General features: G+C 54.4%; 13 protein-coding genes. 8 read left to right on the forward strand and 5 right to left on the reverse strand.

The features are described from left to right. The first annotated feature begins 378 nt into the window (after positions 1-378). Genes GN242_RS03225 through GN242_RS03250 form a run of 6 tightly spaced genes read left to right on the forward strand, consistent with a single transcriptional unit; the run spans position 379 to position 6,300 of the window. Positions 379-1,224 (forward strand): ABC transporter ATP-binding protein, encoded by an 846-nt coding sequence (locus GN242_RS03225; protein ID WP_156286900.1) that lies wholly within the window; start codon positions 379-381, stop codon positions 1,222-1,224. Next, entirely contained in the window at positions 1,221-2,246 is a 1,026-nt protein-coding gene (locus GN242_RS03230; RefSeq protein ID WP_156286901.1) for a FecCD family ABC transporter permease, read from the forward strand. The genes GN242_RS03225 and GN242_RS03230 overlap by 4 nt, the downstream gene beginning before the upstream one ends. Beyond that, positions 2,243-3,295 (forward strand): FecCD family ABC transporter permease, encoded by a 1,053-nt coding sequence (locus tag GN242_RS03235; RefSeq protein ID WP_156286902.1) that lies wholly within the window; start codon positions 2,243-2,245, stop codon positions 3,293-3,295. Before GN242_RS03230 ends, GN242_RS03235 begins: the two co-directional genes overlap by 4 nt. A gap of 22 nt (positions 3,296-3,317) precedes the next feature. After that, positions 3,318-4,268 carry an ABC transporter substrate-binding protein gene (locus GN242_RS03240; protein WP_154752977.1) on the forward strand — a complete coding sequence of 317 codons (951 nt, stop codon included), beginning with the start codon at positions 3,318-3,320 and terminating at the stop codon, positions 4,266-4,268. Between the two features lie 3 nt (positions 4,269-4,271). Continuing rightward, positions 4,272-5,405 (forward strand): PepSY-associated TM helix domain-containing protein, encoded by a 1,134-nt coding sequence (locus GN242_RS03245; protein ID WP_156286903.1) that lies wholly within the window; start codon positions 4,272-4,274, stop codon positions 5,403-5,405. Next, a complete protein-coding gene (locus tag GN242_RS03250; protein WP_154752975.1) occupies positions 5,398-6,300 on the forward strand; it encodes a MurR/RpiR family transcriptional regulator in 903 nt (300 codons plus the stop codon). Before GN242_RS03245 ends, GN242_RS03250 begins: the two co-directional genes overlap by 8 nt. A 230-nt stretch (positions 6,301-6,530) precedes the next feature. Here the strand turns inward: GN242_RS03250 and GN242_RS03255 are convergent, their stop codons facing one another. From GN242_RS03255 to GN242_RS03275, 5 genes are all read right to left on the reverse strand, one after another. Next, the gene (locus GN242_RS03255) at positions 6,531-7,976 is read right to left on the reverse strand and encodes a 6-phospho-beta-glucosidase (protein WP_154752974.1); all 1,446 of its coding nucleotides are present in this window, start codon (positions 7,974-7,976) and stop codon (positions 6,531-6,533) included. Positions 7,977-8,049: 73 nt separating this feature from the next. Beyond that, positions 8,050-9,477, reverse strand: a complete 1,428-nt coding sequence (locus GN242_RS03260; protein WP_156286904.1) for a glycoside hydrolase family 1 protein — start codon at positions 9,475-9,477, stop codon at positions 8,050-8,052. A 51-nt stretch (positions 9,478-9,528) separates the two neighbouring features. Further along, on the reverse strand, positions 9,529-9,849 hold the full coding sequence (locus GN242_RS03265; RefSeq protein ID WP_156288172.1) for a PTS lactose/cellobiose transporter subunit IIA: 321 nt from the start codon (positions 9,847-9,849) through the stop codon (positions 9,529-9,531). A gap of 2 nt (positions 9,850-9,851) precedes the next feature. Beyond that, a complete protein-coding gene (locus GN242_RS03270) occupies positions 9,852-11,171 on the reverse strand; it encodes a PTS sugar transporter subunit IIC (RefSeq protein WP_154752972.1) in 1,320 nt (439 codons plus the stop codon). Further along, positions 11,168-11,491 (reverse strand): PTS sugar transporter subunit IIB, encoded by a 324-nt coding sequence (locus GN242_RS03275; protein ID WP_154752971.1) that lies wholly within the window; start codon positions 11,489-11,491, stop codon positions 11,168-11,170. The genes GN242_RS03270 and GN242_RS03275 overlap by 4 nt, the downstream gene beginning before the upstream one ends. Positions 11,492-11,838: 347 nt before the next feature. On the opposite strand from GN242_RS03275, the gene GN242_RS03280 reads away from it, so the two are divergent. Then, positions 11,839-12,864, forward strand: coding sequence for a LacI family DNA-binding transcriptional regulator (locus tag GN242_RS03280; RefSeq protein WP_156286905.1), 1,026 nt, complete (start codon positions 11,839-11,841; stop codon positions 12,862-12,864). 233 nt (positions 12,865-13,097) lie between these two features. After that, the gene (locus tag GN242_RS03285; RefSeq protein ID WP_156286906.1) at positions 13,098-14,219 is read left to right on the forward strand and encodes a Wzz/FepE/Etk N-terminal domain-containing protein; all 1,122 of its coding nucleotides are present in this window, start codon (positions 13,098-13,100) and stop codon (positions 14,217-14,219) included. The last annotated feature ends 28 nt before the right edge of the window (positions 14,220-14,247 follow it).

The following is a 14,247-nucleotide window of genomic DNA, read 5'->3' on the forward strand; positions in this document are numbered from 1 at the left end:
TCACAGCGCTGTTCTATCCGTTATGCCCGGCAGCCGGAAGTCGGATATGTAATTGAGAATCATTCAAACATGTAGCTCTGTAGTAGTAAATGCAAAAAACAGCAAAAAAACAGACAGGGGAAAAAGCACCAGGATGTTATAAATATATTACGGGTGATTAATTTTAAGTATCTGATAAATATGTTTATTTATTTAATTTTTTACTCAGATAAACCTTCTGAATAATAGGGGGATAGCCGGTAGTTATGCAGGCTATTTTTCCTTGACTACTACAGACATTCTACGCATGATCGAGAAAACGAATGAGATTTATTTTTATTTAAGACTCACGCGCGCGCTGGCTCATATTGTCACGCCGTTGCGGTGCAGGAGCGGTAAATGCCACAGCGGGTGGAAAAGACAGCAGGCGCACTCTCAACGCAGGCCGAACAGGGTATTGTCCTCGACCGGCTCTCTGCCGGTTATGGTAAGAAAATCATTGTCGATGGCGTAAGCCTGACAATTGAACACGGAAAAATGACCGTGCTGGCAGGAGCGAACGGTTCCGGAAAATCCACATTGCTTACCACTATTGCGCGGATGCTGTCGCCCCTCGACGGCTGCGTGCGCCTCGACGGTAAAATTATCCACGATCAGCCCACCAGGGCGGTTGCGCGTCAGCTGGGTATGCTGCCGCAGTCACCGCTGTTGCCGGACGGGCTGACGGTATTTGAGCTGGTGTCACGCGGGCGCTATCCATGGCAAAACTTTATGCGTCAATGGTCCGCTGAGGACGAACAGGCAGTTCACGAAGCCCTGCGCCTCACCGGTACGCTGGAGTTCGCCCATCTTTCCGTCGACAGCCTCTCCGGCGGCCAGCGCCAGCGCTGCTGGATTGCCATGGCGCTGGCGCAGCAAACCGCCACCATCCTGTTGGATGAACCCACGACCTTCCTCGATCTGCGCTATCAGGTTGATATCCTCGAACTGCTTCACGACCTGACGCGGCTGCATGGCCGTACCGTGGTGGTGGTGCTGCACGATCTGAACTTTGCCGTCAACTACGCTGATACGCTGGTTTTCCTCCGCCATGGGCGATTACAGGGCGTGATCCGTGAGGGCGAACAGTGCACTGTTGAGCTGATCAAAGAAGTGTTTGACGTTGAGGTGCAGATGTCGATCAACCCCATGACAGGAAAGCCCTTTTTTATGCCGTTTCGCGCCCATAGCGATCGTCACGGATGAGTGATTTTGCTGCCGTGGTGCGCCGCCGTAACGCCCGTTCTGGCGTGGCAATGATCGTTCTGCTGCTCACCCTGCTGGGCTGTGCGCTGATCCATCTTGGGCTGGGGGCGCGCTATATCGGCCCCGGTACAGTATTACAGGCGCTGCTGGAATTTGATCCGCGTAACTTTGACCACAAGGTGATCGTTGACCTGCGCCTGCTGCGGCTGGTGGCGGCATTATTGACCGGTGCGGTGCTCGGCGTGGCCGGGGTACTGTTGCAGGCGGTGATCCGCAATCCGCTTGGCGAGCCGCATATTCTCGGGCTGAATGCCGGGGCGGCGCTGGCGGTGGTGATCGCTTCGGCGCTGGGCAGCCACTGGGGCGGGCTGCTGTTCGGGCGTCCGCTGATCGCCGCAGGAGGCGCTGCGGCACTGTTTGCGCTGGTGATGCTGCTGGCCTCTGCCGGACGCAGCGGGCTGACTCCGCTGAAAGTGACGCTGTGTGGCGTAGCGATCTCCTCTTTTGCTTCTTCAATAACCGCAGCGATTCTGATTCTCGATGAACAGACCTTGCTGGAGATGCGTACCTGGCTGGCGGGCGATCTCGCCGGGTTAAGCTGGGCGGTGACCCGTGCCGCAGCGTTGCCGGGCGGGGTGGGTCTGTTGCTGGCGCTCTGGATTGCACCGCGCCTGAATGTGCTGGCACTGGGAGACACCATCGCCAGCGGGCTGGGGGTGAATATTGCCCGCACCCGCCTGCTGGGGCTGCTCGCCACCGCGCTGCTCTGCGGGGCGGCCGTTTCCGTGGCTGGCCCGATTGGTTTTATTGGCCTGGTGGTGCCGCATATTGTGCGGCGGCTGATCACCGATGACATCCGTATGGCTGTTCCGCTGTCGGCACTGTGCGGCGCGCTGCTATTGCTGCTGGCGGATATCGCCGCACGCACGCTGATTGCCCCGCAGGAGCTGGCAACCGGGGTGATGACGGCGCTGGTCGGAGCGCCACTGTTTATTATTATCGCGTCGAGGTTTTTTAAATGAAAACCCTTGCTCAACGGGTTGGTTATCGACGCTGGCAGCTTGGTACCTTCAGCCTGCTGCTGCGCCCGCGAGCGCTGGCCTGCGGGGCGGTGCTGGCCGTGCTGGCGCTGCTGCTGGTGATCTTTGGCGTTACGCAGGGATCGCTACCCGTGCCAGCCTCAGCTATTGGCCGGGCGCTGTTCTGGCCGCAGCCGCTGCCGTCGCAGCAGGATTACATCGTCTGGGATATTCGCCTGCCGCGTCTGCTGATGGCGGCTCTGAGCGGGGCGATGCTGGGTATGGCCGGGGCGGCGATGCAGTCTATAACCCGTAACGGGCTGGCCGATCCGGGGCTGATCGGCGTGAAAGAGGGCACCAGCGCGGTAGTTCTGATGCTGATCCTGCTGTTTCCATCGCTGGGGCTGCTCTGGCGACCGCTGGCGGGCATGGCGGGCGGACTGCTGGTGGCGCTGCTGGTGGTGGCGCTGGCGCGCGATTTCTCACGGCCGCGTTTTATTCTGATCGGCATCGGCGTTTCCTGGGCATTTTCGGCAGGGATAGGGGTGTTTATGACCACCGCCGACGTGCGTGATGTTCAGACGGCGCTGGTGTGGATGGCGGGTAGTCTGCACTCCGCTACCTGGTCGTTGCTGACCGTTGCCGCCTGCTGGGCGCTGCCCGGCGCACTGATCCTGTTTCTCAGCGCGCGCGCTTCCGATGTGGCGTTACTGGGCAATCAGGCCGCCAGCGGGCTGGGCGTGCGTTTACAGCATCTGGCACTCATCCGTTTTGCTGCCCCGGTATTGCTGACAGCGGCCAGCGTTTCCTGCGTTGGCAGCCTGGGTTTTGTCGGGCTGATCGCCCCGCATATGGCGCGTTTTCTGCTGCGCGGTGGTCAGGTTGCGCTGTTAAGCGGCAGCGCGTTGATCGGCGCACTGCTGGTGCTGGTGACCGATACCATCGGACGACTGGCCTTTGCACCGCTGCAAATCCCGGCGGGGATTGTGATTGCTCTGGTGGGCGGGCCGTTTTTCCTGCTGCTGCTCTGGCGCCGACGTGATGCGCTGTAACTCTCTGCTACAAGGAACTGCTATGCGTTTTCTCCTTTCTCTTCTGCTGATGATCAGCGCCGCTGCCAGCGCTGACGTGCCGACGCAGTCGTTTACCGATGACCTTGGCCGTACCGTCACCGTGCCGCTGCATCCGAAACGGATTGTGTCGCTGCACGACCTGGATATCACCATTCCGCTGATTGAGCTGGGCGTACCGCCGGTTGCCAGCCATGGACGCACACGCCCGGACGGCAGCCACTTCCTGCGCTCCAGCGGCCAGCTCACCGGGGTGGATTTTGATAACTCATCCATTCAGTTTATCGGCACCGCCGATATGGATATCGAAGCGATTGCTGCGGCAAAACCCGATCTGATTATCACCGAGCCGAGCCGCAATATGGCGGTTGAACAGCTGGAGAAAATTGCCCCGACGGTGAGCATTGATCATTTGAAAGGGGGCGCGCCGCGTATTTACAGCAAGCTGGCGCAGCTGACCGGCAGCCAGGCACAGCTCGCCATTCTGGAGCGTCGCTATCAGGAGCAGATTAAGCAACTCAGGCTGATGGTGGATACGCAGCACATCACCGTTTCAGTGATCCAGGCGAACAAGGGCAAAATCACCGTTCACCACACTTATCGTGCGCTTGGCCGCGTGCTGCGTGACGCCGGCTTCCGCTTTCCGCCGCTGATCGACGCTATTCCCGACGGTGACCGCATTGAAATCAGCGCTGAACGCCTGCCGGAGCTGGACGCCGACTTTATCTTTGATACCTGGCGTTCGGATACTGGTGGTAAACCACAGGAAGAGATCGCCGCAATGAATGCCATCATGCCGGGCTGGTGTGATTTCCTGAAGGCGTGTCGCACCGGGCATTACATCCTGCTGCCGCGTGAAGAGACCATCTCCAACTCTTTTGCTGCCCTCAGCCTGATGGTGGCCCAGGTGCAGTCACATATTGCCGGGCGTCCCATCCCCGCAGCGGCACCTTAAGCCATGTCACGCACGCGTTTTATCCTGTTACGGCTGCACTGGTTCCTCGGCATTACGCTCGGGGCCAGCCTGTCGTTTATGGCATTAAGCGGTGTGACCATGAGTTTTGAAGATGAAATTATGCTGGCCTTGAGTCCGCAGGCGCGAGTCAGCGTTCCGGCTGAAGGGCAGCGGCTGTCGCCTGCGCAGATGATTGACCGTCTGCGCGAGCTGCGTCCCGGTGAACGTCTGATGTCGTTACAGGTGGAGCAGCGGGCGGATCTTGCCTGGACGGCGGCTTTTCAGCGCCAGAAAGGGCAGCGTAATCAGCGGGTTTTTGTCGACCCGTATCGGGCCGTTATTCAGGGTGAAGCCACTGGGGCTGCATTTTTCGATACGGTGCGTAATCTGCATCGTTTTCTCTCTCCCGGCGGGAACAATCCCACCGGGCGGCTGATTACCGGGGCCAGCGCCGTGAGCCTGATCTTCTTTGCGCTTTCCGGGCTGTGGCTGCGCTGGAGTGCGGGCAGCCGCAGCCTGCGTGACTGGCTGCGTCCTGATTGTCGCCTTACAGGCCGTGCGCTCTACCGTTCGCTGCACCAGGTGTCTGGTAGCTGGCTGGCGTTGCTTTACCTGGTCAGCGCCTGTTCCGGTTTGTGGTGGTCATCGGAGGCCTATCGTCAGGGAGTGACCTGGCTGCTGAGTGACGGCGCAGCCCCCGTGGCAAGGATGAAAAAGCCAGGAGAGAAACAGGCATCTGCTAGCGGGCCGGACTGGCAGCGCGTGTGGCAGCGGGTTGAGCAGCAGTACGGTACACATTATCAGTCGGCGCTGCTGCTGATCCCGCCGCCGGGGAAAACCATTCGTATCCGCGTACTGCCCGAAGGTGCCACTCAGATCCGCGCCCTTGATGAACTGACTATCAACCCGCGTACGCAGCAGGTGACCCGCTTTGCCCCGTACCGCAACCAGTCTGCCGGTGAGCGTATCTTAACGGATATGGATGCGCTTCATACTGGCGCACTGTTTGGGCTACCGGGCAGGATTGCGCTGGTGATCTCCAGCCTCTGTATGCCGCTGTTTTTTGTTACCGGATTGCTGATGTACCGCAAGCGCCGCCGCCAGCGGCCCGCCCGGTTTAAGGAGTATGATGAATAACCAGCCAGTGAAAAGAAGCAAAACCCGCGTTGATCTGTATGGCGATCGTTTCCGGGCGCGGGGTGGCTCACTGTCGCCCCGTTTACAGGCGGTGGCCAGCTACATTAATGAAAACCGTGAGGTGGTGCTTGAGCATACTGCGATGGAGATTGCCGCAGCCACTCAAACTTCGGATGCCACGGTAGTTCGGGCGATTCAGGCGCTGGGATTTGCCGGTCTGCGCGATCTGAAACAGACGATGGAGCGCTGGTTTGGCCCCAGCATCTCCTCGGCAGAGAAGATGACCTCGACGGTAAATGCGCTCGCCTGTGATATCAACTCCAGCATCGATTTTGTGCTGGAGGGGCATCAGCGTGCCTGCGAAGCGCTGGCTGAACCGGAGAACCGCGCAGCAATGGCACAGGCGGCAGCGCTATTGGTGGAGGCCCGTCAGGTCGCGATTTTTGGCATAGGTGCCTCCAGCATTCTTTCGGAGTATGTGGTGCGGCTCTTCACACGTATCGGTACCCCGGCCACGCCACTGAACCGAACCGGGATGATGCTGGCAGAGCAGTTAATCAACCTGCAACGCGGTGATGTGCTGATTATGATGGCGCAAAAGTCGGCACATCGTGAAGGGCAAACCACGCTGCGTGAGGCGAAAAGGCTGGGTATTCCGACGATTTTACTGACTCACGCTACCGATTCACGCTTCAGCAAAGAGGCGCAGGTGGTGATTAGCGTGCCGCGTGGCGGCGATAACGGTAAAGTTCCGCTGCATGGCCCGGTGCTGATATGCCTGGAGATGTTGGTTCTGTCCGTTGCCTCCAGCGCACCGCAGAAGACGATTAAATCTATGAAGAGGATTCAGGATTTACACCGTTCGATTGGTAAATCCGGGGGGAAGAAAGGGTAAGCGCTGCGCAATTTCTGATAAAGGTGTGCGCGTTATGAACAGAAAACCGGGCCACCGAGGTTGGCAGGTGACGCATCCTTGCGACTAAGGCCCGGCGAATCCGTTGCATAACGCGCACGTAACAACGGCGATATTATGGAGGGAACGTTTAATAGTTTCTTTCGAAAAAAACATGAAATTGATCGCTGAATCTCAATTTCATGTTCGTGTTGCTCAGATTTGCTACAAAATTACGCCAGGTTTGCGCCGTTGCTGGCAATCACCTGCTTATACCAGTCGAAACTTTTCTTTTTCGAGCGCGCCATGGTGCCGGTGCCATCATCGTTTTTATCCACATGGATAAAGCCGTAACGCTTGTTGTACTGGCCGGTGGTAAACGACACGCAGTCAAGGCATCCCCAGGGGGTGTAGCCCATCAGATCAACGCCATCTTCCAGCACCGCAATTTTCATCTGTTCGATATGCGCCTGCAAATAAGCAATGCGGTAGTCATCGTTTATCTGCCCGTCGGCTTCTACGGTATCGTAGGCTCCGAAACCATTCTCGACGATAAACATCGGTTTCTGATAGCGCTCCCAGAAGGCATTCAGCGTATAGCGCAGGCCAACCGGGTCAATCTGCCAGCCCCAGTCGGAGGCTTTCACATGCGGATTCGGACGGCTGCCCGGGAAACCTTCAATATGACGCCCGTCGTCGCTGTCCTTCGCCGAGAACTGTACGGCGTTGCTCATGTAGTAGCTGAAACCGAGATAATCCGCGCAGCCGTCACGAAGCGCCTGCTCATCTCCCGGCTGCATCTCAATCTGATAGCCCTTACGCTCCCACTCTTTCAGGATATAAGACGGATAGTAACCGCGCAGATGCACATCACCGAACAGATAGCGTTCGCGCATCGATTCCTGGGCAAACATCACATCATCCGGATGGCATGACCAGGGATAGAGCGGCACAATTGCCAGCATACAGCCGATCTGCAACTGTGGATTAATCTCGTGCCCCAGTTTTACTACCTGGGCGCTGGCAACAAACTGATGATGCAGAACCTGGTACATTGCCTGTTCCGGCTTTTCGTGATCGGTAAAAATCACCCCGGAGTTACAGTAACCGAACAGCGGGTAACGCCAGTTACGCTGGTTATTGATCTCGTTAAAGGTCATCCAGTATTTCACTTTATGCTGATAGCGTTTCAGTACCACTTCGCTGTAGCGCACAAAGAAATCTACCACTTTGCGGTTTAGCCAGCCGCCGTACTCTTTCACCAGATGCTCAGGCATCTCGAAGTGGGAAAGGGTAATGACCGGCTCAATATTATATTTCAGCAGTTCATCAAACAGGTCATCGTAGAACTGTAAACCAGCTTCGTTTGGTTCCAGTTCATCGCCTTTCGGGAAGATGCGCGTCCAGGCAATCGAGGTGCGGAAACACTTAAAGCCCATCTCGGCAAACAGCGCGATATCTTCTTTATAGCGATGGTAAAAATCCACCGCCAGATGGTTCGGGTAGTGATACGCGGGATCGATACCATCGGTGATCACACGATCCACGCCGTGCGATCCACCGGACAGGACGTCGACAATACTCGGGCCTTTACCGCCCTGATCCCAGCCGCCTTCAACCTGATGGGCTGCTACTGCACCGCCCCATAAAAAATCCTTTGGTAATTGCTGCTCTGACATAATCCATCCTTTCTGGTGAGATTAACAACGTCTGACTAATGCGGGCGAGACAGGCCTCGCCCCTGAAAAATGCTTAATACTCAATCTCTTTATTTAAATTTGCGCCGTTGGTCTGGATCACGCGTTGATACCAGCTAAAGCTTTTCTTACGGTAACGCGCCAGATCTTTCAGATCGTGCTCTTCACGGTTGACGTAAATAAAGCCGTAGCGCTTGCTGATCCCCTGATGGGTGCTGACCAGATCGATCGCTGACCACGGGCAGTAGCCAAAGACCTCTACGCCGTCACTGATTGCCAGCTGTAGCTGCGCCAGGTGATCGCTGAGATAGGCAATACGATAGTCGTCATAGACTTTGTTGCCTGAGGCCAGCTCATCAAAAGCACCCAGGCCGTTTTCAGTGACGATCAGCGGCAGATGGTAGCGATCGTAGATCTCGCGGGCGGTAATACGGAAGCCGACCGGATCGACATACCAGTTAAACTGGTTTTTCTTCAGGTGCGGATTATTGGTGCCGACATAGACGCTTTTATCGATCCCGGCCATCTGCTGGTCAACTTTCTGATTGCCTTCTCCGGCATCATCCAGTTCGGCAGCCACGGTGGCAGAGGCATAATAGTTAAAGGCGATAAAGTCCGGCTTCGCCTGTTTCAGCAGTACCATGTCGTCGTCGGTAATTACTGGCAGCCAGCCTTTTTCCTGCATAAAGCGCCAGGCGATGGTGTTGTAGCGGCCATGACAGGCGAGATCGAGGTAGAGCCAGTTGCGAATCGAAGTAAAGTTATTTGCCGCCAGCACATCTTCCGGTTTGGAGCTGGCTGGGTAGACACAGGAGATATTCGGTGCCGGGCCGATTTTCGCCGCAGGCAGCATCTCATGGCAGGCGATCATTGCCCGTGCCTGGGCCAGCATCATATGGTGATTTTGCTGATAAAGGGTCTTATGCGGGTCAGGCGTACCGGCGGGCAGCGTACCAATGACATCCCCTTTGAGGATCATCATGTTTTGCTCATTGATGGTCAGCCAGTATTTTACCCGGTCGCCGTACAGCTCAAAGCAGGTACGGGCAAAGTGCTCAAACGCGGCGATGGTGGCGGGATCGGACCAGCCGCCTTTCTCCTGTAATGCCCAGGGCAGATCGAAATGATACAGCGTGACCAGCGGCTCAATGCCTTTTTCCGTCAGCGCGGTGATCAGCTTCTGGTAGAACTCCACGCCTTTGGCGTTAATTTCTCCGGTTCCCTGCGGAAACAGGCGGCTCCAGGAGATGGAAAGACGGTAGGTTTTCAGGCCCAGTTCAGCGAACAGCGCCACATCTTCAGCAAAGCGGTGGTAGTGATCGCTGGTTACGGTAAAGTCAGTCAGGCGCGGATCAAAATGGGCTTTATCAATCACCGATGGCCCTTTACCGTCCTGGTCTGAAGCCCCCTCAACCTGATAGGCAGAGGTGGAAGCTCCCCATAAAAAATCGTCAGGGAAGGGCGATAGCTTGCGGTATTGCATCCTTTATCTCCTTGCATTTTTAACGGTGCAGGCGTACCTGCCCCGGGATTATCAGGCCTGTTTCAGAGCCTGCACTTCGCGGTGCAGGATAATGATCTCTTCGGCCAGCTCGCGGCACAGCATGGCGTTCATCAGATGATCCTGCGCATGCATCAGAATCAGGTTAACCGGCACGTTGCCGATGCCTTCGTCCGCGCCGATAAGCGCCGTCTGAATCTTGTGAGCAGCGCGTGCCGCAGCGGTTGCAGCGGTCAGTTGAGCATCTGCTTCTTGCCAGTCGTAAGTGCGCGCCGCACGCAGTGCCTGCATCGAGCAGGAACGCGCTTCTCCGGCATGAATAATCAGCTCCATTACCGTGGTTTCCATATCCATCATCAGTTCTCCACTGCTTTCAGTTCAGCCTCAGCCGGGGTTGGCTGCTCCTGCTTTAATAGCTCGCGTTCATACATTTTGAAGAAGGGGTAGTAAATAAGCGTTGAGACAACAATCAGCACGCCAACCAGAATCACTGCGCGGAAGTCCCAGCCGGTTGACCAGGCGGCACCGATCGGGCCGGGTGTCGTCCACGGGGCCAGCGATACCACGTGATTCACCAGAGCAGTACGTGTGGCAATCCAGGCAATAATGGCGTTAACCAGCGGTGCGGTAATAAACGGAATAAATAGCAGCGGGTTCATCACTACCGGAGAACCAAAGATAATCGGCTCATTGATATTGAACATGCTTGGCACCAGGCCGAGCTTGCCGATGGAACGCAGATGGGCCGAACGGCTGCGCAGGTAGAGGAACACCAGCCCCATGGTGGAACCGGAACCGCCTACCACGATAAAGAATTGCCAGAATGGCTCGATAAAAATCTGCGTAATGGGCTGGCCCGCATTCAGTTCCTGCTGGTTAATCCCGAGATTAGTCAGCCAGAATGCCTGCAGGATACCGCCGACGATCACTGCACCATGAATCCCGGCAAACCACAGCAGATGGCACAACAGTACTGCAATCAGCACGGCGGGCAGTGAGTCGGAAGCGGAAATGATCGGTTTAAAGATCGCCATAATCGCCTGTGGCAACAGCATGCCAAACTGATCCTGTACCAGCAGGCTGAGTGGGAACAGCGTCAGGAAGATCGCCAGGATCGGGATCAGAAGATCGAATGACTGACGAATTTTTGGCGGTACCTGCTCCGGCAGTTTAAAGCCAATATGGTGCTTTTGCAGGAAGTGCATCAGTTCGGTGGAGTAGAGGCTGACAATTATCGCCGTAAATATCCCTTCGCCTCCCAGCGATCCGACCGGCAGCGCGCCGTTGCTCTGTGGGGCAGCCACCAGCAGAAACGCCATCAGCGACAGACAGGCGGCCATAAAACCGTTCATCTTGTAGCTGATGGCGAGGTTGTAGGAGATAGCGGCGGCGATATACACCGCCATAATGCCCATGGTCATGTTATACGGCATCATGATCTGCGCAGAGTGGCGTTCCACCATGCCCAGCCACCATTGCGCAAATGCCCACTGACTGTCGGCCCCGAATGGCGGGTGAGCGAACAGCAGCATAAACGAACCTACGATAAGAAACGGCATCGATGAGATAAAGCCATCTTTGATTGCCACCACGTGACGCTGGCTGGAGAGCCTGGCCGCAATGGGGCTGATGCGGTTCTCAATCACGCCGAACAGGGACTCGCTAAAGCGACTCATTGGACTTGTCCGCCGTTTTGAATCATCGCCAGCGCTTCTGCGAGGATTTTTTCACCGTTCATCATGCCGTAATCCATGGTGTTGATCACGACGATGGGTTTATGCAGCTCGTCCGCCAGCGGTTTGAAATCTGCCAGCTTGTACTTAATTTGAGGCCCAAGCAGACAGCAGTCGTAATTGGCTATCTGCTCAACAAACTCATCCAGTCCAACGGCATTAATCTCAACGGCAATATTTTTTTCCTTTGCAGCTTTTTCCATACGCTGAACCACCATGCTGGTGGACATACCTGCGGCACAACAGAGTAAGATTTTATTCATGGTTGTTCTCCGGTCTGGTTTCTTTAATAAATAGCCGATGTGAACCTGTTTCTGCAACCGGTTTCATATTGAATGACTTGTTCTGTGAGCAGGATCGCACAGGCCAGGTTTAGCGCAGGTTAAACGACGCGATTGTCTGAGTAATGGATATATTGTTATTAACGTTACGGGCAGGTTATCAGGGGTTTAGAACAGTTTTTAATGCCATACCAAAGAGGAGAGATATGTGCGATAAGGTATTGCAGAATAGAGACTAAAGTTAATAATTTCATTAAGTTATAGTATAGGCTGTGGGCGCATGATAAAACAGGTTATTATATGAAACAGAACTTAGTTTTCAGGATGCCATGATGATTACCATGCTGGATGTCGCAAAAAAAGCCGGTGTTTCAAAAGCCACAGTTTCCCGTGTGCTGGCTGGCAATAGTTATGTCAGTACCACGACGAAAGAGCGGGTATTTAAAGCAATTGAAGAGACCGGCTATCGGCCTAATTTACTGGCGCGCAATCTGGCGACCAACAAGTCGCAAAATATTGGCCTGGTGGTGACCAATACGTTATATAACGGCCCGTACTTTAGTGAGCTGTTATTTCAGGCGGCAACGGTGACGGAGCAGCACGGGCGGCAGCTGCTGCTGGCGGATGGTAAACATGATGCGCGCCAGGAGCGGCAGGCCATTGAGTTTCTGCTCGATCTGCGCTGTGATGCGATCATCATCTATCCCCGTTTTCTGAATACCAGCGAACTGGATGAGATTATTCAGCAAACCCGTAAACCGATTATTGTGGTTAACCGGCAGCTGGAAAAACATCCGCAGCACTGCGTGATCGCTGCCCATGAGCAGAATACTCTTGATGCCGTTAATTATCTGGTCTCACAGGGTCACCGTGATATCGCCTTTATTTCCGGCTCAGATGGATCGCCCACTGGTATCAGCCGTCTTAATGGTTACCGCCAGGCACTGCGGATGCACCATATTGCGTTTGATAAACAGCGTGTGGCGCAGGGGAGCTGGTCGTTACAAAGTGGCTATGAAGCGGGAGTTGAGCTTATGGCGCGCGGTGCTGAGTTTACCGCGCTGGTGGCAAGTAACGATGATATGGCGATAGGCGCTGCCAGAGCGCTCTATGCTGCCGGAAAACGTATCCCTCAGGATGTGTCGCTGCTGAGTTTTGATGATATTCCGATGGCATCATTTTTTGTCCCGCCCCTCACTACCGTGCATGTACCGGTGGGAGAGATGATCAAGCACACCCTGGAAAAACTGGTTCTGATGCTCGACGGAAAAGAGAGTGAACCGTTACCCGCGTTTAACGGCCAGCTTATTCTACGTGATTCAGTCTCTGCAGGGCCTTATTTTGGCCGCACCTGAGATCTTAAAATCAGGATGATGTAAATAAACTTATATCGATAAAATAAATATAATCTTATTAATAACAATTTGGATTTATTTTAAAATGTTATTTTGACCTTATCGCCCGCAGTTAACGCAGATTAAGGTTATTTGTTTAGTTATTTTACCTATTTACATGTGTTAATAAACGCAGGCCGGGATGAAATGCGTTGTAGGGAGTTTTTTGTCGTCTGCACTACAGGAGTTGTGCCATGAGTACCCGTAAATTAATTGACGATGTGCGCCTGGAGCACAGCACGGTTGTTCCACGCACACTTCACGCTGAAAATAATGAACTTAATTTAATGAAGCTGCTGGATATTTTTATTCAGCGCAAGCTCACTATTGCATTTTTTGTTATGGCAGCCTTGCTGGGTGGTATAGTAGTCAATTATTTTCTGCCGCAGCGCTGGACAAGTACAGCGATAATAATTCCCCCACAAGCAGAAGAGCTACAGGGCATGGTGGAAACATTATCCGGGTTTTCTGTGCTGGAAATTAACACGAAAATAACGCCGGAATTGTTGTTATCAGACTTTATGCATAAATTCGACTCCCGACAAATCCGTGAGAAATATCTCATTAACACTCCTTACTTTACACAGAAGGCTGCCAATGTTAAGGCGGAACATGTTAATCTCTTGATTGACCAGGTTCTTAACGGCAATATGACATCGCGTAAGTCTGTACTGAATAAAAACGATCTGCAGCGTAATTATTACGAAGTGGCTTTTTCAGCTAATAGTGCAGCCGCTGCACGTGATTTACTTTCGGGGTATATTCGTTTTTTCGCGGGCGAGGTGCAGCAGAAAGTGCGCCAGCGTCTGATGAGTCAGATCGAGTTGTTGCGTGAAAAATCACAAGGGCAGTATCAAACGCTGTTAGATAGCCTTGAGATTAGCCAGCAAATCAGGCTTGAACGTTTGGGCGATTCTCTGGCGGTTGCCCGCTCTGCGGGCGTCATCACGCAGGTCATTCTGCCCGGGCATGAGCGTCAGGAGAAGGAAGACGCAGAGTTTTCCATCATGCAGGGAACGGAGAGTCTGGAGCGCAGACTCCGTGTTGAACAGGCACTGTCGGATGTGGAAAAAACGAGCCTGGAACTGCACGATTTGCGCTTGTATCGTGAACGTCTGGATGCGCTCAAGCCAGAGGAAATAACGGTGCAGCCTTTTAAGTATATGCTGGATCCCTCGCTGCCCGTTCGTGAAGACGGTGCTGGTCAGAGGTTGATTCTGGTACTGGCAGCATTGATGGGATTAATCGTTGGTTGCATCTGGGTGTTGTTGAGCTATTCGTCAAAATATCGCGCTCAGGCTAAAGATATCAGTTAAGCAAAGAGATCAGCGAATCCGGGAAAAT

Origin of the sequence: Erwinia sorbitola (assembly GCF_009738185.1) — a bacterium.
GTDB lineage: Bacteria > Pseudomonadota > Gammaproteobacteria > Enterobacterales > Enterobacteriaceae > Erwinia > Erwinia sorbitola.